Origin of the sequence: Fenollaria sporofastidiosus, from assembly GCF_943169635.2 — a bacterium.
Classification (GTDB): Bacteria; Bacillota; Clostridia; order Tissierellales; family Peptoniphilaceae; genus Fenollaria; species Fenollaria sporofastidiosus.
This window is the reverse complement of record NZ_OW968186.1, coordinates 1316904-1335237: the sequence shown is the minus strand read 5'-3', so window position 1 is coordinate 1335237 and position 18334 is coordinate 1316904. Positions and strand designations below refer to the sequence as shown.

The 18334-nt window shown below is 32.5% G+C and carries 22 protein-coding genes and 2 pseudogenes; 22 read left to right on the top strand and 2 right to left on the bottom strand.

Annotated features, from left to right (window positions below; translation table 11 throughout):
- Positions 1-12 precede the first annotated feature (12 nt).
- The 20 genes and pseudogenes from KO172_RS06535 to KO172_RS06455 all read left to right on the top strand — a co-directional run bounded on the left by KO172_RS06535 (position 13) and on the right by KO172_RS06455 (position 14199).
- On the top strand, positions 13-711 hold the full coding sequence (locus tag KO172_RS06535) for an ABC transporter ATP-binding protein (RefSeq protein WP_215492679.1): 699 nt from the start codon (positions 13-15) through the stop codon (positions 709-711).
- A gap of 188 nt (positions 712-899) precedes the next feature.
- Positions 900-1151 (top strand): hypothetical protein, encoded by a 252-nt coding sequence (locus KO172_RS06530; RefSeq protein WP_215492678.1) that lies wholly within the window; start codon positions 900-902, stop codon positions 1149-1151.
- A gap of 1216 nt (positions 1152-2367) precedes the next feature.
- Entirely contained in the window at positions 2368-2619 is a 252-nt protein-coding gene (locus tag KO172_RS06525) for an FtsX-like permease family protein (protein ID WP_215492677.1), read from the top strand.
- Positions 2620-2844: 225 nt separating this feature from the next.
- On the top strand, positions 2845-3183 hold the full coding sequence (locus KO172_RS06520) for a hypothetical protein (RefSeq protein WP_215492676.1): 339 nt from the start codon (positions 2845-2847) through the stop codon (positions 3181-3183).
- Between the two features lie 353 nt (positions 3184-3536).
- A complete protein-coding gene (locus tag KO172_RS08240; protein ID WP_374047650.1) occupies positions 3537-3881 on the top strand; it encodes an FtsX-like permease family protein in 345 nt (114 codons plus the stop codon).
- A gap of 89 nt (positions 3882-3970) precedes the next feature.
- Positions 3971-4075, top strand: coding sequence for an AtpZ/AtpI family protein (locus tag KO172_RS08235; RefSeq protein WP_215493470.1), 105 nt, complete (start codon positions 3971-3973; stop codon positions 4073-4075).
- A gap of 95 nt (positions 4076-4170) precedes the next feature.
- Positions 4171-4500, top strand: coding sequence for an ATP synthase subunit I (locus KO172_RS06515; protein ID WP_215492675.1), 330 nt, complete (start codon positions 4171-4173; stop codon positions 4498-4500).
- An 86-nt stretch (positions 4501-4586) separates the two neighbouring features.
- Positions 4587-5282, top strand: coding sequence for a F0F1 ATP synthase subunit A (gene atpB, locus KO172_RS06510; RefSeq protein ID WP_215492674.1), 696 nt, complete (start codon positions 4587-4589; stop codon positions 5280-5282).
- A 21-nt stretch (positions 5283-5303) separates the two neighbouring features.
- Positions 5304-5561 carry an ATP synthase F0 subunit C gene (gene atpE / locus KO172_RS06505; RefSeq protein ID WP_019213523.1) on the top strand — a complete coding sequence of 86 codons (258 nt, stop codon included), beginning with the start codon at positions 5304-5306 and terminating at the stop codon, positions 5559-5561.
- A 6-nt stretch (positions 5562-5567) separates the two neighbouring features.
- Entirely contained in the window at positions 5568-6083 is a 516-nt protein-coding gene (atpF, locus tag KO172_RS06500; protein ID WP_215492673.1) for a F0F1 ATP synthase subunit B, read from the top strand.
- On the top strand, positions 6071-6253 hold the full coding sequence (locus tag KO172_RS06495) for a F0F1 ATP synthase subunit delta (protein ID WP_215492672.1): 183 nt from the start codon (positions 6071-6073) through the stop codon (positions 6251-6253). The genes atpF and KO172_RS06495 overlap by 13 nt, the downstream gene beginning before the upstream one ends.
- 40 nt (positions 6254-6293) lie before the next feature.
- The gene (locus KO172_RS08230) at positions 6294-6416 is read left to right on the top strand and encodes a F0F1 ATP synthase subunit delta (protein WP_215492671.1); all 123 of its coding nucleotides are present in this window, start codon (positions 6294-6296) and stop codon (positions 6414-6416) included.
- 31 nt (positions 6417-6447) lie between these two features.
- Positions 6448-6615, top strand: a complete 168-nt coding sequence (locus tag KO172_RS06490; RefSeq protein ID WP_215492670.1) for a F0F1 ATP synthase subunit delta — start codon at positions 6448-6450, stop codon at positions 6613-6615.
- Positions 6616-8180, top strand: a pseudogene (gene atpA, locus KO172_RS06485) (F0F1 ATP synthase subunit alpha). It begins immediately after the preceding gene.
- Positions 8126-8974, top strand: a pseudogene (gene atpG, locus KO172_RS06480) (ATP synthase F1 subunit gamma). Before atpA ends, atpG begins: the two co-directional pseudogenes overlap by 55 nt.
- Positions 8975-8987: 13 nt before the next feature.
- Positions 8988-10397: a F0F1 ATP synthase subunit beta gene (gene atpD / locus KO172_RS06475; RefSeq protein WP_215492669.1), complete on the top strand. Its 1410-nt coding sequence runs from the start codon at positions 8988-8990 to the stop codon at positions 10395-10397.
- The gene (locus KO172_RS06470) at positions 10390-10788 is read left to right on the top strand and encodes a F0F1 ATP synthase subunit epsilon (RefSeq protein ID WP_215492668.1); all 399 of its coding nucleotides are present in this window, start codon (positions 10390-10392) and stop codon (positions 10786-10788) included. Before atpD ends, KO172_RS06470 begins: the two co-directional genes overlap by 8 nt.
- 47 nt (positions 10789-10835) lie before the next feature.
- Positions 10836-12416: a M3 family oligoendopeptidase gene (locus tag KO172_RS06465; RefSeq protein WP_215492667.1), complete on the top strand. Its 1581-nt coding sequence runs from the start codon at positions 10836-10838 to the stop codon at positions 12414-12416.
- Between the two features lie 472 nt (positions 12417-12888).
- Complete coding sequence (locus KO172_RS06460) at positions 12889-13761, top strand: alkaline phosphatase (protein ID WP_215493468.1); 873 nt, start codon at positions 12889-12891, stop codon at positions 13759-13761.
- Positions 13762-13902: 141 nt separating this feature from the next.
- Positions 13903-14199: a hypothetical protein gene (locus KO172_RS06455; RefSeq protein WP_215492666.1), complete on the top strand. Its 297-nt coding sequence runs from the start codon at positions 13903-13905 to the stop codon at positions 14197-14199.
- 138 nt (positions 14200-14337) lie between these two features.
- Here the strand turns inward: KO172_RS06455 and tyrS are convergent, their stop codons facing one another.
- On the bottom strand, positions 14338-15354 hold the full coding sequence (tyrS, locus tag KO172_RS06450; RefSeq protein ID WP_309557797.1) for a tyrosine--tRNA ligase: 1017 nt from the start codon (positions 15352-15354) through the stop codon (positions 14338-14340).
- A gap of 240 nt (positions 15355-15594) precedes the next feature.
- Positions 15595-15948, bottom strand: a complete 354-nt coding sequence (locus KO172_RS06445) for a class II SORL domain-containing protein (RefSeq protein ID WP_215492665.1) — start codon at positions 15946-15948, stop codon at positions 15595-15597.
- A gap of 137 nt (positions 15949-16085) precedes the next feature.
- On the opposite strand from KO172_RS06445, the gene KO172_RS06440 reads away from it, so the two are divergent.
- Together KO172_RS06440 and KO172_RS06435 are read left to right on the top strand one after the other, a co-directional pair.
- Positions 16086-17210 carry a THUMP domain-containing class I SAM-dependent RNA methyltransferase gene (locus tag KO172_RS06440; protein ID WP_215492664.1) on the top strand — a complete coding sequence of 375 codons (1125 nt, stop codon included), beginning with the start codon at positions 16086-16088 and terminating at the stop codon, positions 17208-17210.
- 11 nt (positions 17211-17221) lie between these two features.
- Positions 17222-18331, top strand: a complete 1110-nt coding sequence (locus tag KO172_RS06435; RefSeq protein ID WP_215492663.1) for a SpoIIE family protein phosphatase — start codon at positions 17222-17224, stop codon at positions 18329-18331.
- Positions 18332-18334 lie beyond the last annotated feature (3 nt).

The following is an 18334-nucleotide window of genomic DNA, read 5'->3' as shown; positions in this document are numbered from 1 at the left end:
AGTGGTGAGAAAATGTTTGTAGATGTAAAACATATGTATAAAAGGTATAAGATGGGCGATAGCGTTATTGTTGCTAACAATGATATTAATTTTTCATTTAATAAAGGTGAATTAGTTGTTATAGTTGGCCCGTCAGGAGCAGGAAAGTCAACTCTATTAAACATAATTGGAGGTATGGATACTGCTGATGAAGGAGAAATTCTAATTGATGGCAAAGACATACAAAAATACAATGAAAAAGAACTTACCACTTACAGAAGATATGATATAGGCTTTGTATTTCAATTCTACAATCTAGTTCAAAACTTAACATGTCTTGAAAACGTTGAACTTGCTAGTCAAATAGTAAAGGATGCAATTGACCCAATGCAAGTTTTGAAAGATGTTGGACTTGAAGATAGAGCCAATAACTTCCCGTCACAAATTTCTGGCGGAGAGCAACAAAGAGTTGCCATAGCAAGAGCTATTGCTAAAAATCCAAAACTTTTATTGTGTGACGAACCTACAGGCGCACTTGACTACCATACAGGTAAGAAAATATTAAAGTTATTACAAAGAAGAAGCTTGGAGGACGGCAACACAGTAGTTATTATTACACATAATAAAGCAATTACTCCAATAGCAAACAGAGTAATAGAAATTAATGACTCCAGAGTTAGAAATATGTACGTTAACGAAAATATTCAATCTATAGATGAAATAGAATGGTAGTGATTTTATGAAAAACTGCTTTATGGAAAGATATTTTAGAGAAGTTAAAATTCTCCAGGTAGATTCATATCTATCGTTTTATTGATTACTCTTGGTGTATTTGTTTATACAGGCCTAAAGTCAGTAGGTCCATTAATGAGAAAACCGCTGACACCTTTATTGACGAATCAAATTTAGCTGATTTATATTTGAATTCACAATTTTCATTAGAGGATAAAGATAAAGATATTATTAACTCTATATTAAATATAAAAGACATAGAGTATGTATATAGTGAAGACATGGTAGAGACTAAAAATGAGGCGATAGTAAGCATTGAGTCAATACCCGATAGAATATCAACTCCTAAACTTATTGAAGGTAGGATGCCTGAAAACATTAATGAGATAGTCATTGACGCATATCCTATAAAAGCTCTTTTAATATTGGTGATACATTAGAGTTTGAGAGCAAAATCTAAATTCGATTTTGAAAGCAAAAGATTTTAAAAATATAAATTTACTATAGTAGGAAAGGTCGTTTCTGCAGAAAATATGTCTACAGTTATGAAAGGTACTAGCAAGAAAGGCCTAGGAGATTATGACTTTTTGCTTATGTTCTCAAAGACGCTTTTAATGATACTGATGAGAGCAAAGCGAGAATACTTATAGACGGTATTAACGGTTTAAAACTACAGATAAAGAATATAAGGATATTGTTGGACTTAGCAGAAAGAAACTAATTACAGCTTTTAATGAAAGATCATTAGAAAATTTGAAAGCATTAAATCAGATATAAAAGAAAAGATAGATGAAGCTGATGAAAAGATATTAGATGCAGAAGAAAACTAAATGATGCTAAAATAAATTGGATGATGCAAATATTAAATTATCTGATGCAAGAAAGTCTTATAATGATGGTAAAAGAAAATATAATGAATCTATAAGTGATGCTGAAAAACACTTGCAGATAATAAGAAAACTTTAGATGATAGTAAAGAAACACTAGATAAAAATAAGGCTGATTTAGATGAAGGAAAACTAAATTAGACGAACTTAAATCTAAACTAGATGAACTTAAAGAGACATATGAAAGTTCTATGGCTGAGTATACTGCTAAAAAGAAGAGATGGATAAGGCCGTAGAGGCTATGTCTGCTTTGCCAGCATCAAGTATACCTGCAGATAAGTTGCAAGAGTTCAAGAAGGGCAAAGAAGAGTTAGAAAAGGCAAAACACAATTAGATGAGTTAAAAGAAAACATTGATAAGCTTGAAATAACATATAGAAAATAAAGCAAAGTATGACGAAGGCTTAATAAAATTAAATGAAGGCTATGATAAGTATAACGATGGTCTTGAAAAATACAATGAAGGTCAAAAAGAGTTTGAAGACAAAAAAGCTTCGGGACTAAGAGAATTAAAAGATGCAAAAAGAAAGATTTCTGATGGACAAAAAGAGTATGATGATGGTCTTAAAAATATAATTCTGAAAAGACAAAAGCCGATAAAAAGATAAAAGATGCAAAAAGTGATTTAGATGAAGCAAAAGAGTTCTTAAGAATATGAAGAGACCAACATATAACATTATAGACAGAGAAAATATTGAAGGTTTACAATTATTCTACGACTCTGGACATAGAATGGATATACTAGCTTTAGTGTTCCCAGCATTTTCTTCTTGATTGCATCAATCGTTGCTTTAACTGCACTTATGCGTATGGCGGAAGAAAGAAGAACACAAATTGGAACATTTAAAGCACTAGGTTACAACAACTTTGATATACAAAAATATTTGTTTTATGGATTTATAGCTACAACTATAGGTGTTATCATAGGTGTTGCACTAGGACAAAATATTTTAACTAAGATGGTATTTAGAACATACTCTGCATCTTTTACTCTTAAAAACCACTTGACTATTTTAATGTAAGATTCCCACTAATTAGTGCGATTATATCCTATGTTTCGATAGTTGTACCAGTAAGTTTAGTTTTAGCAAAGTATTTAAAGCAAAATTCTAGCAATTAATGAGACCAAAGGCTCCAAAAGCTGGATCTAAAATATTCTTAGAGAAAATTCCATTCTTCTGGAAGAAATTAAGCTTTTATACAAGGTAACATTCAGAAATACATTTAGGTATAAATCAAGGATGTTTATGACACTTTTAGGTGTTGCAGGTTGTATGAGTTTATTGTTCTTTGGTTTTGCAATACAAGGAGCCGTTGCACAAGTTATAGATAGACAATATGGCAGGATATTTAATTATGACATTATAGTTAATTATGATAAAGACTTCTCTAAATATCAACTTAAGGAATATACTAAATTTATCGACAACAATACAGATATTAAAGATAGAATGACTATTAGAACAGAAAGCCTTATTGCCGACACAGTTGATATGCCGGATCAAAATGTTGTTCTTATGGTTATAAATGATGAGGATAAATTTGATAATTATGTACACTTACTAAATAAAAAAAATAAAAGATAGAAATTCCTAAAGAAGGCATAATTATTAATAAAAGTTATTAGAGTCTATCCATAAAGAACCAGGCGATGACATAGAGCTTAGAGATTCAAACAATAAATATTACACAATGCATGTTGTTAACAGTAATGAAAACTATTTGGGACATTATGCATACATGAGTAAAGATTATTATGAGAAGCTTTTAATAAAAATATGAAGATAATGCAGACATAATCAAACTTAACTCAGACAATAAAGAACTTAAAGATAATTTTATTAAAATCTTAATAAAATTGACAGCGTTATGTATGTTTTGATGTATCTAAAACAATAAGTGTAGCAAATGACTGGCTATCTAATCTTAACTATGTAATATTACTTATTATACTTACCCATCAGCAACACTTGCTTTTGTAGTATTATATAATTTAAACAATGTTAACATATCTGAAAGAATCAGAGAGGTTGCAACTTTAAGAGTTTTAGGTTTCTATCCAAGAGAGCTAACAAGCTATATTTACAGAGACAATACTTCTGTCTACATTAGAATTTTACTTGGATATGCAGGAGGTATTGGATTAACGCATCTTATACTTGAATACATCACACCAAGCAATATTCAACTTGTATCAAATATTCAGTGGTATAACTATATAGTCTCAGCAGTTCTAACTTATTTATTTATATTTATGGTTATGCTTATAGTTCATAAAAGTTAAAGAAAACAGATATGGTTGGAGCACTGAAGGCTTATGAATAAGGTGATATTATGATAGAAAATTAAAAGCCTCTAGCCTTAGTTGGTCAGATAGGCATAGATATAGTATCGAGCATTGTTATTTCGTATCTTATCGGCTATGGACTGGATAAATTATTTAGGACGAATGGCGTATTTTCTATTGTTTTATTATAATAGGTGTAGCGGCAGGCTTTTACAATTTCTATAGAAGTGTTAAGTATTATTTTAAGAAGAAAGATAATAAAGAGAAAGATAATAAAGAGAAAATAATGATGAGAAATGATAAGGATTTTACGTTTAAGTATATAAGAGTAGCAGCAATCTTAGCTTTACTTTTAAGCTTAGCAATTTTAATACTTTATGGCTTAAGAAAGGATTTACTTTTGGGGCTATACTTAGGCACCTTAATAAGTATATTATTCTTTAGGTTAATGTATAGAAATGCTATGAAGGCTGTAGAGAAGGATGCACAATCAAGCAAGAGATTTACTACTAATAATTATTATTTAAGACTCATCATATATGGTTTAATATTATATGCAGCATATAAAATCCAAATTTTAATTTTATACAACTGCAATTGGCTTTACCATGATTAAATTTTCGATAATTATAGTTGAAGTGTTTAGGATTGGTAAATAATTTCACAAATCACTAGATTTGAATAAAGAAAAGGGGTAATAAGATGGAATTGTCGATAAGCTTTCAGATAGGTAAGAATGTATATTCGTTGACACCAAGCGTTATCAACTCTGTTATAGTTGTCATGGCTTTACTAGTATTTATTTTTATCGCTTATGGAAAGATAAAGAAAACCGACTATAAAGCTAGACCATCTGGACTAGTTAGCGTTCTAGAGCTTGCTGTAACATCAATAGATTCACTAATCGAACAAACTATGGGCAAGAACAGAGAAGGCTTTTCACCATACATTCTTAGCTTGATGATGTTTTTATTGACTTCAAATCTGATGGGTTTATTTGGATTTAAACCTCCAACATCAGATCTAAATGTTACACTCACATTAGCGCTAATAACTTTTGTTTTGATACATTATAACAAGATAAAAGTTAACGGCTTAAAAGATTCCATAAAAGGTTATTTCGAGCCAATCTTTATACTGTTCCCGATAAACATTATTGGTGATATTGCGCTTCCAATATCGCTTTCATTCCGTTTATTTGGTAATATTGTAAGTGGTTCGTTAATTATGGCTCTTGTATATGCTGCGCTAGGCTTTGTAAGTAATTTACTTACACCAATAGTAGCACCATGGTTTCACATCTACTTTGATGTATTCTCAGGTGTGTTGCAAACTTTCATATTCGCAATGATAACAATGATTTACATTGCAATGGGTATGGGACAAGAAGAAAATTAATTTTGAAAGGAGAAATTTTAAATGCAAGGAATTTCAGGTCACGATTTTATTTTAGGTATGTCAGCTTTAGGAGCTGGTATAGCAATGATAGCAGGTTTAGGCCCTGGTATCGGTCAAGGTATTGCAGCAAGTAAGGGTGCTGAAGCAGTAGGTAGACAACCAGAAGCTAAAGGTGATATCATTCAAACAATGATTTTAGGACAAGCTGTTGCCGAAACAACAGGTATTTATTCACTAGTTATTGCCCTAATTCTTATCCTAGTTAAGCCTTTAGTATAGTTTATTATGGAAGGCTTAAATGTAAGCGTTGACTTTAATTTAGTCAATATGCTTGTTCAGCTTACAGCCACTCTCGTTTTATATTTCATTTTGCGTAAATTTTTATACTATCCTATAAAAGATTTACTAAAGAAAAGACAAGATTATATAATGAAGAACATTGAAGATAGCGAGAAAAATAATTTGAAGTCTCAAGTAGCATTAAGAGACTATGAGCTTAAATTGAAAGAAGCGAAAAAGGAAGCAAACGATATTGTTGATCAAGCAAAGAAGAGAGCAGATGATATCGTTAATAAGTCTGTTAGTGATGCTAAAGAAGAGTCTAGAAAAATTATGGAGAAAGCTGATAAAGAACTTGCTAATAAAAAGTCAATGGCAATGGATGAATTAAAAGGCGATATGGTAAATATTGCTATTTTAGCTGCAGAAAAACTAATTGGTGAGAATATTAGCACAAAGAAAGACAAGGATATCATAGAAAAGTCTATAGAAGAAGTAGGTAATGGACAATGGAAGAATTAGCTACTACTTTATATGCAAAGTCTATGTTTGAAGCATCTAAAGAAGATGATTGTCTTAAATTAGTTTATGAGGAGCTAAATTTAATTAAAGAAACTATTGATTCAAATCCTAGATTGATGGAAGTATTTAATCACCCTTTACTATCAAAAATGAGAAAAGGAAATTATTAAAGATATATGAAAAGAATATATCAAAATTAACAATGAACTTTTGCTCGTTTTAATTGATGCCAAAAGATTTGATATCATATCATCAGTAATAGATGAATTTAATAATTTATATGATATTGATAATAATATTGTAAATGGAACGATTATTACTAAAACAAATTAAGTGATGAAGAAATCAAAAATATGAAGAGAAATTGACAGCTTCATTAAAAGCACATGTAAAATTAAGCAATATTTTAGATGAGACTTTATTAGGTGGGGCTATTGTTAAAATCGGTGATAAACTTATCGATTCAACATTAAAAGGTCAATTGAATGAATTAAGAAAAGAATTAATAAATAATAGTGAGGTGAGTATCTAAATGGGGTTAAAACCAGAAGAAATTAGCTCAGTTATAAAAATTTAATCAAAATTATGACAAAAATTAGATACGGTTGAAGTTGGATCTATTATTGAAGTTGGTGACGGTATTGCCAGAGTTTACGGACTTGACAATGCTATGGCTGGTGAACTACTAGAACTACCTGGCGGCGTTTATGCTATGGCATTAAACCTTGAGCAAGATAATATTGGTTGCGTGCTTTTAGGTAGTGATAAGAACTTAAAAGAAGGAGATCCAGTTAAAAGAACTGGGAGAATCGTGGAAGTTCCAGTAGGCGAAGCGCTTATTGGTAGAGTTGTAAATTCACTAGGTCAAGCTATAGATGGCAAGGGTAAGATTGAAAGCAATAAGTTCAGACCTATAGAAGCTAATGCTCCAGGCATTATTGATAGAAAATCAGTATCTGAGCCGTTACAAACTGGTATCAAAACTATTGACTCCATCATCCCTATAGGTAGGGGACAAAGAGAGTTAATTATAGGCGACAGACAAACAGGTAAGACTGCTATCGCCATCGATACAATAATAAATCAAAAAGATCAAGATGTAATATGTATATACGTCGCAATCGGTCAAAAGAACTCGACTGTAGCTCAATTAGTAAATGTGCTTGAAGAACATGGTGCGATGGACTACACTATAGTAGTCAGTTCATCAGCAAGTGAATTAGCACCACTACAATATATTGCTCCATATGCAGGAACTGCTATGGCTGAAGAATTTATGTATGCAGGTAAAGACGTACTTATCATATATGATGACTTATCAAAGCACGCAGTTGCATATCGTTCAATGTCTCTATTGCTTAGAAGACCACCAGGACGTGAAGCTTACCCAGGTGACGTTTTCTATCTACACTCAAGACTACTTGAAAGATCAGCAAAACTATCTGATAAGTTAGGTGGAGGATCTATAACAGCTCTTCCTATCATAGAAACACAAGCTGGAGATATTTCAGCTTATATACCAACAAACGTTATTTCCATAACTGATGGACAAATATTCCTTGAAGGACAATTATTCTTCTCAGGACAAAGACCAGCTGTTAATGCAGGTTTATCTGTATCTCGTGTTGGTGGAGCTGCACAAATCAAGGCTATGAAGAAAGTTTCAAGCGGTATTAAACTAGAACTTGCTCAATACAGAGAATTGTTAGCATTTGCGCAATTTGGTTCTGAGCTTGATAAAGATACTGCAGATAAACTAAATCATGGTCAAAGGATTATGGAAATACTAAAGCAAGCACAATATAAACCTTTAAAAGTCGAAGAAGAGGTTATGATTTTATTCGCTGTTACTAACAGATATCTTGATGATATTCCTGTTGACAGAGTTAAAGCATTTGAAAAGATTTCTTAGAATATATGGAAAACACTTCAAGCGAAACTGCTAAGAAAATTCTTGAAAAGAAAGAATTAACTGACGAAATAAAAGAAGAGCTTAAACTTAAGATAGAAGAATTTAAAAGACTTTTAACTAGAGGTTTATTATGGCTGAACAAAGTAAAGAAATTAAAAGAAGAATTAAAAGTGTATCTAATATAAAGCAAATCACTAGAGCCATGGAATTAGTATCTACTTCAAAACTTCGTAAATCTAGACAAAACTTGAGCTTACAAGGCCATATTATAACACTGTTGAATCAAGTATTAGAGATACTTGCTAATACAAAGGGTGTTAGATATGATTTATTAGAGAAGAGAGAAGTAAAGAACAGACTTATAATTGTTTTAACATCAGACAGAGGCTTAGCTGGCGGTTATAACATCAATGTTATAAGAAAGGCTGAGTCATATGTAGAAGATAAGATTGGAACTAAGTTTATACTAGTTGAGGTTGAAGCAAGAGAGTATTTCAAAAGAAGATACAGTGGCATAGTGGAAGAATTTTCATATATTTCAGAAGAACCTTCATTTAACAATGCTGCAAAGATTGGTAACATCTGTTATGATTTATATAAAAGAAAGAAATTGATGAAGTACTATTAGTTTATACTCATTTTCTACTGTACTTAGCTTAGTGCCTAGTATGGTTAAACTGTTACCAGCCGAATCAATAGATAAAATGGCAATATGGAAAACAGACTTATTGAGTATGAACCATCTGCTGAAGAAGTTTTAAACAGATTAGTAAAGGATTATATATCCATAACTATATTTGGAGCTATGATTGAATCAGCAGCTTCAGAACAAGCATCTAGAAGAAACTCTATGAAGAATGCTACTGATAATGCTAATGATATGCTTGAGAGTTTGTCTTTAAAATTTAACAGAGCAAGACAAGCTCAAATTACACAAGAAATTACTGAGATTGTCTCAGGTGCAAATGCATTAAATTAGAAGGGGTGAAATTATGGAAAATCAAAATATTGGTAAAGTTGTACAAATAATTGGACCGGTTCTTGATATAAGATTTAAACAAAATTCTCTACCTAACCTTCTTAACGCGATTAAAATTGATCTTAATGGAAAGCCTCTTATAGCTGAAGTAAGTCAACACATAGGCGATGACATAGTTAGATGTATTTCAATGTCATCAACTGACGGATTAGTAAGAGGTGCTGAGGCTTTAGATACAGGAAGTCCTATTAAGGTGCCTGTTGGAGATAAAACATTAGGAAGACTATTTAATGTTTTAGGTGAGAATATTGACGAAGATCCTAAGTCTAAATATGATAGATATGACCCAATACACAGACAAGCACCTACTTATGATGAACAAGTCACAACAAGAGAAGTTTTTGAAACTGGTATAAAAGTTATAGACCTTATTGCTCCATATGCAAGAGGTGGTAAGATAGGTCTATTTGGTGGTGCCGGTGTAGGTAAGACAGTATTAATACAAGAGTTAATAAATAATATCGCTAAGGAGCATGGTGGACTTTCTGTTTTTGCGGGAGTTGGAGAAAGAACTAGAGAAGGTAATGACCTTTACTACGAAATGAAAGAGTCTGGAGTAATTAATAAGACTGCACTAGTATTCGGTCAAATGAATGAACCACCAGGAGCAAGAATGAGAGTTGCTTTAACAGGCTTAACTATGGCTGAGTACTTCAGAGATGAAAAACATCAAGACGTGTTGCTATTTATCGATAATATCTTTAGATTTACTCAAGCAGGTTCAGAAGTATCAGCACTACTAGGAAGAATGCCATCGGCTGTAGGTTATCAACCAACACTAGCTACTGAGATGGGTCAATTGCAAGAGAGAATCACATCTACAAAGAATGGATCAATCACATCTGTACAAGCTGTTTATGTTCCTGCCGACGACTTAACAGACCCTGCACCAGCGACAACATTCACACACCTTGATGCGACTACAGTGCTTTCACGTTCGATTTCAGAATTAGGTATATATCCAGCTGTAGATCCACTAGATTCAACATCAAGAATATTGGACCCACAAGTAGTTGGAGAAAAACACTATGAAGTTGCTAGACGTGTTCAAGAGATACTACAAAGATACAAAGAACTTCAAGATATCATCGCAATACTTGGTATGGATGAATTATCTGAAGATGATAAATTAACTGTTGCTAGAGCAAGAAGGATACAAAGATTCTTGTCACAACCGTTCTCAGTTGCAGAGCAATTCACAGGTATAGAGGGTCAATATGTTCCTATAGCTGAAACTATTAGAGGTTTTGAAGAAATACTTGATGGTAAGCACGATGATTTACCAGAATCAGCATTCTTGTTTGTTGGAACAATTGATGATGCTGTTAAAAAAGCTGAGAGTATGAGGCAAAATAATGACTAAATTATATCTTAAGGTTGTTACACCTGATAAATTGTTTTTTGAAGGCGATATAGATATGCTTGTCGCTAGAACAATTGAAGGAGACGTAGGAATACTTCTTAATCACTCTCCCTTGGTAACAATACTTGATATTGGTAGACTTGTTATTAAAGATGGAGATGAAAGAAAAGTTGCAGCTTGTGCTGGTGGTTATATTGACGTGAGAAATAACAATATAACTGTTGTATCTGACGCTTGTGAGTGGGAAGATGAGATAGACATCAACAGAGCTGAAAGAGCAAAGGAAAGAGCAAGCAGAAAACTAGAGGACAAAGACACAGATACATTCAAGGCAGAGCTTGCACTTAAGAAGGCAATCAACAGAATTAATGTTGGAAATAAAAATTATTAAGAGAAGGTAGCGTTTGCTACCCTCTTTTTTGAAAGAGGAGGAAGAATATGAAGTGGGATTTATCCGCATATTACAAATCATTTAGTGATCCTAAGTACAAAGAAGATTATGAGAAAATTTTAAAAGAAATTAAAGATCTAAATTCTTTTATAAGTAATAATTTTGATGATAAAAAGAAAGTTTTACTTAAATATGTAGACAAAGCTAATATCATTGATAATTATGCAGCAAGATTATTTGGATATGTATCGTTAAATTTAAGCGAAAACGTTAACAATAAAGAAGCACTTAATGAAAAGTCTAAACTAATAACTGTTCGCAGAGAGTTTATTGAGCTTAGTGTAATTTTTGACAAATTTTTAAAGAGCATTGATGATATAAACAAGATTATTGATGAAGAGGATACTCTAAAAGAATATAGATTTATATTAAATGAGGGATGTGAAAATGCAAAGCACTCTCTTAGTGATGATGTAGAGATTGCTGTTGCTCGTATAAAAGAAACAGGTTCATACGAGTGGAACAGACTTCATTCTAATTTAACTAGTAAAGTTACAAGCAAAGTAGAATTTTCTGATGGAGATGTAAAGGAAATAAATTTACCAGCAATTAGAAACTTACAATATGAAGACGATAAAGACCTTAGAAGAAGAAGTTTTATAGCCGAAGAAGAGTGCTATGACAAAATTAGAGACTCAATAGCAATGTCACTTAGCTCAATAAAGGGCGAAGTAATAAATGAATGTGAATTAAGAGGATATGAAAGTCCATTAGCAAAAACTCTTATAGATTCAAGATTTGACAGAGAAATTCTTGATGCAATGTGGTCATCAGTTAGAAAGTATTTACCAGATTTTGTTAAGTACTTTAAAAGAAAAGCTAAATTACTTGGCTATGATAAGCTTCCTTACTATGAAACATTTGCTCCAGTAGGTAAGGGCAGTATCACTTATACATTCGAAGAAGCAAAAGACTTCGTTATCAAACAATATTATTCATTCTCAGATAAGTTAGGAGACTTTGCTAAACATGCCTTTGAAAATAATTGGTTAGATACAGAACCTAGAGAAGGTAAAGTGGGCGGCGCTTTCTGCTCAAGCTGCTCAGCTATAAAAGAATCAAGAGTTTTAGCTAACTTTGGTGGCACATTTGATTCAATGATTACCTTTGCACATGAACTAGGTCACGCTTACCACGGAAGAGTTATATTCCAAGAAGCGCCAATCAATCAAGACTATACTATGCCAATAGCAGAGACTGCATCGATATTTGCTGAGACAATAACTTATAACGCTGCACTTAAAGATGCAAAGAACAATGATGAGAAGATATTTATACTTGAAAATATTATATCAGGAGCAGCACAAACAGTTGTTGATATATATTCAAGATTCTTGTTTGAAGATGAAGTGTTTAGAAGAAGAAAAGATGGTGCTTTAGATGCAGATGATTTCGATGAGATTATGATGAATACACAAAAAGAAGCATTTAAAGATGGACTAGATCCAGAAAAGTTAAACAAAGGCATGTGGATATGCAAGTCCCACTACTACAGTAGCGGACTTGGTTATTATAACTTCCCATATTGTTTTGGACTTTTATTTGCAAGAGGCTTATACAGTATATAAGAAGGAAGGAGATGCCTTCATAGAAAATATGATACACTTCTAAGAAATACAGGCAAGATGAGTATTAAAGATTGCTGTAAATCAGTTGGCATAGATGTTACTAAAGAAGAATTCTTTGACGCATCACTAGAAACTATAAAGAAAGAAATTGATGAGTTTTAAAATTAACTGAATAAAATTATTAAACAAATATTATTAAACCTCTTTACTAAATTAAGTAGAGAGGTTTTTACATAAAATTTACACAATACATATTTATATTTAATATATAATAATTATAATAAGCACAAGAAAGGGAGAATTCCATGAAAAATTTTAAATTCTTTGTATTAATTTTAGTGCTTGCTATCTTTGTATCAAGTTTCTCATTCCTAGGTGAAAGAAGCTTTGCTGAAAGTAAAATTCTAAAAAGCTAAGTATGTATTTTGTTTATAGGTGATGGTATGGGGCTGCTCAAGTAAATGCTGCACAAATCTACACTGGAGACAAAAAGAAAGTAGAGATAAAACCATTAGAGTTTTATAAGTTTCCAACAGTTGGTCTTGTTAATACAGAAGACTCTACAAGCTTTTGTCCAGACTCAGCTTCAACCGCCACAGCTATAAGCTCAGGTAATAAAACTCATTCCGGTGTTATAGGTAAGACAAGTGATCTTCAAAAGAATGTTACTACTGTTGCTGAAAAGATGAAGGCTCAGGGCAAAAAGATAGGTATTATATCAACTGTAACACTAAACCACGCAACTCCTGCAGCATTTTATGCTAATGTTACTTCTAGAAAACAATATTATGAAATAGGTAAGCAAATGGCGACGAGTGGATTTGACTATTTTGCTGGAGGATCACTAGCTCATAGAACTGGTGATGACAAGAAGAAAAAAGAAAAAGATCTTTATGATATTTTAAAAGCAAGCGGCTACACAGTAACTGAAACAAAGAAAGATTTTGAAAAGATTAACAAAAATACTGGGAAAGTATTTGCAGTTACTGAAAGAATTCAAGATGATGGTGCTATGCCGTATACACTAGATCAAAAGAAAGGCGATATGACTTTAAGAGATACGCTTAGAAAAGCCATAGAAGTGCTTGACAATGACAAGGGATTCTTTATCATGGCAGAAGCTGGTAAAATTGACTGGGCATGCCATGCAAACGATGCACTCTCATCAATACACGAAGTACTTGCACTTGACGATGCAGTTCAAGAAGCTATTGCATTTTATAAAAAGCATCCAGATGAAACACTAATCCTAGTTACTGCCGATCATGAAACAGGCGGACTAAGCCTTGGTTATCAAGGAACAGGATATGACACTCATTTTGAAATATTTGACAAACAAAATTAAGTTATGTTGAATTTGACAAGAAATTTGAAGAATTAAAGAAAATAATAAAATCTTAACTTTGAGGATGCATTAAATTTAGTTAAAGAATCATTTGGACTAATAGTTAAGGATAAGAACACTAATAAGGAAGATGAATTATTTGTGCTAAATGATTATGAACTTGCGAAATTGAAAACAGCTTTTGCAGAATCAATGAAAGACAAAGATAAAAGAACTAAATCTATTGAAACAAATTTATTATATGGTGGATATAATCCATTTAGCGCAACGCTAACACATATAATCGATAATAAAGCTGGTATTGGCTGGTCAACATTTGCTCATACAGCTGTGCCAGTGCCTATATACGCACTAGGCGCAACAGCAGAATTATATGAAGGAACATATCATGATAGTGAAATTTATAGTAAACTTATGGAATCTTTAGGAGCAAAATAATAAAACTTAATAAATAAAATTAGCTTACACATTAAAATAGGGAGCCGAAGCTCCTATTTTTATGTTTATTATTTAATAAATAACTTTATGAAATACTTTTTACCTTTTTAATTAAAAGCTCGCCATCTTTAAAGTCATCTAGTGTAATAACTTTACCAGCATCACTTTCTTTTCACCATTTAGAAGTATACCTCCTTGACTAATAAGTTGTCTTGCTTCTGAGTTTGATTTAGTAAGGTTAAGCTTTTTTAATAAGTTTAGTAGACCAATACCATCTTCAAATAACTTTTTATCCATAGTAGTGCTTGGAATGTTTTCTGAATTAGCAGATCCACTAAATAGAGCACGGCTAGCTTCTAAAGCTTTGTCTGCATCTTCTTTACTGTGAACGTCCTTTGTAATTTCATATGCAAGTATTTCTTTTGCTTTATTTATTTCGTTGTCTTTTAGCTTAGCTAATTCATTTATCTCTTCCATTGGAAGCATAGTAAGAAGCTTTAAGAACTTAATAACATCTCTGTCATCAACATTTCTGAAGTATTGGAATAATTCGTAAGGAGTAGTTTTATTTCTATCAAGCCAAACAGCGCCCGAAACAGTTTTACCCATCTTAACTCCATCAGCATTTGTTAATAGTTTTAGAGTCATTACGTAGGCTTGCTTACCTTCAAGTTTGTTTATAAGCTCAGTTCCTTCAAGCATGTTAGCCCATTGGTCTGATCCACCAACTTGTAGAATACAGCCATATTTTCTATATAACTCAACGAAGTCATAAGCTTGCATTAGCATGTAGCCCATCTCAAAGAATGTTAAACCTGATGAAATTCTGTTTTTGTAGCAATCATAAGCAAGCATCTTAGATACGTTGAAGTTAACACCTATATCTCTCATAAAGTCTAGGTATCTTAGGTCACGAAGCCAGTCTTTATTGTCTACGTGTATTGCTTTGCCATCTTTAAAGTCAATGAATCTTGATAACTGATCAACGAAGATTCTAGCATTTTCGTTAATAGTTTCCTCAGTAAGAAGTTTTCTCATATCTTGTTTACCTGAAGGGTCTCCAATCATAGTTGTTGCACCACCAGTTAAGCATATAGCTCTATGTCCAGCAGCTTGTAGGTGTTTCATAACCATAAGTGTTATGTAGTGGCCAATTGTTAATGAGTTGGCAGTTGCGTCATATCCAGTATAAAATGTTATTTTTCTTTATCTAATAATTTTCTTAAGTCATCTTCATAGTTACAATTGTCGATGTAACCTCTTTCTTTTAACACGTCAAAACGTTCATAAAATCACTCCTTTAAATTGCCTTGATTATAACATAAATATAAATCTTTTGTCAATCTATAGGCATGAAAAAAGATGGACCCAAAGTCCACCTTTGCCGTTTTCAAACTATAGTACTTCTGTGTTTTCCCATAAGCCATGGATGTTGCAGTAGCTTAGTGCAAGTAAAGTACCCTTTGCATTCGCTTTAAGCTTTACGCCCATAGATGGTTCAGTAAATAGATCTAATTCACCGTGAGCTGATGCTACATAACTTGCTACTTCAACTGGAACTTGCTTTCCTTCAGGTACGAAGAATAACTTCATCCATGCTATGTGATGTTCAAGTGTATTAGGATGAGCTATTTCATCTCCAACACTTACGCATACCTTTAATGCGTCTGCTTCTTTTGCTACGTGAATAACTGGAACGTGTTTTTCGCTCTTCCAGTCAGCGCTTTTAATTAATTCTGATAATTTCATATTATCAAACCCCCTTGTCACACTATATATACCCAATCAAATTTATTTAACACATATATTGTATAATTAATGATATTTTACATATTAATATTGAGAAGTGCTGTATTATATGTTATAATTATTTTGGAAGTGATATTATGTATGAATTAATTGCAACTAGTTCATTTGGACTAGAGGCGATAGTTAAAAGAGAACTGAATGATTTAGGTTTAGAAGTTACTAAAACAGATAATGGGCACATTTATTTTAATGGAAGTGACATCGATATAGCAAGAGCAAATATTAATCTAAGGTGTGCTGATAGAGTACTTATAAACTTGAAGAGCTTCAAGGCAGAGAGCTTTGAAGAACTTTTTGATGGCATATATGAGCTTCCATGGAATGAAATTTTAGATGAAGATTCTAATTTTATTGTTGAAGGAAGATCTCATAAGTCAAAACTATTTTCAATATCTGACTGTCAAAGGATAACTGAGAAGGCGATCATTAAAAAGCTTCAAACAAAACATGAAATAAGTAGGTTTTCAAAGTCTTCTCATAGACACAGACTTGAGATTTCGCTACTTAATGATATTGCAAGCATAACTCTTGACACATCAGGTGAGAGCCTTCACAAAAGAGGATATAGAGACATGCAAGGCGCAGCTCCTCTTAAGGAGACTATGGCTGCTGCTTTAGTTAAGCTATCGTTTTATAATAAGGAAAGACCGTTTTTAGATCCATTCTGTGGTTCTGGAACTATAGCTATAGAAGCGCTTTTGCAAGCAAGAAACATAGCTCCTGGATTAGATAGAAACTTCGATAGTATGAATTTTAAGTTTATCAACAAAGATTTGTATAAAAAAGCCAAGATGGAAGCGATGGAGAAGATTGACTACAAATCAAAGGTATATATAGACGCAAGTGATATTTCCCATAAGTCTATCGCTATAGCTAAGCACAATCTTGAAAATCTCGGTTTAAGTGATGACATACGCTTCTTCGTTAAAGACTTTAGAGATGTAGACATTAAGAATAATTATGGTGTTATGATAACAAATCCACCATATGGTAAGCGTTTAGAGGAAGATGACTTGAGAAAACTCTATAGTGACTTTGGTAAGAAGATTAAGAATTTAGACACATGGTCTGTGTATGTGTTAACATCTTATGAACAGATTGAAAGAGATTTTGAAAGAAAGGCTGATAAGAATAGAAAGCTATACAATGGCAGTTTAAAGACATACTACTACCAATTTTATGGCAAAAAGCCTGAGAAATAGGAGCTGATATTTTGAAGAATGAAAGAAAAGATGAAATATTAGACAAGATACTCTCCGTAGAAGTTCTTGATGCAATGGCTGACTGGGTAAAGGTAGTTAATATTAATGGCAAGATTCTTTATGCTAATCAATCATTAAAGGACGCTGTTGGCTATGATCCAACAGGTATGAACACTGATGAATTGGATGATTTTCTAAAGCTTGACACAAGTGAGACAGCAAGTGCTATAGAAAAGAATGAGATAATTCAAAAAGAACTAAATATTGGCGAGAATTATTATCAAGTTAAGTGCTCGCCTATATATGATGATAAAATGAACCCTGTTGCCATAGTAGAGGTCTTTAGAGATGTTACAAGAGAAAGAGTTCTTGAGCTTCAACTTATACAAAGCAACGAAAATGTTTTTCACGATATGGAAATCACTAAGAGAATTCAAAAGAACATACTTCCGACAAAGACTAAGCATAAGAACATTGCCATAGACTACTTATATGAAGCAACTGAAACGCTATCAGGAGATATGTTTGATATCTTTGAGATAGAAAAGGACATATATGTAATTTATATTGCAGATGTTGCGGGCCACGGCATTGCTGCATCTATGCTTACAATGTTTATAAGGCAGACTGTTAGAAACTTAAACAAAGATAATTATGAACCAAAAAAAGCGCTTAAGTACATAAGCGATAAGTTTTTGGAACTAACATTGCAAAGTGACAGATATATAACACTTTTCTATGGAGTGTATTATGCAAAGACTGAAGATTTTGTTTATGCAAACGCTGGTCACAATTCTATGCCAATAATTTTTAACGATAACAATATTTCTGTATTGGAAGCAAAGGGTAGACCAATAATGAGCATAGACTTGGGAAGTGATTATGAAGTCAAAAAAACTAAGTTAAGAGCAGGAGATAAGCTTCTACTATACACAGATGGTATAGTTGAGAGTAAAAATGTTCATGGCGAAGAATTTGGGCTAGATAGATTAATAACAACAATACTTTCTAAGCCAAATAAGCTTCTTAAAGCGATTGATATAGCGGTTCTTCAGTATGCATTCGGAGATCAAAGAGATGACTTCGCAATGCTCTTAGTTGATATAGATAATATACAATAAAAG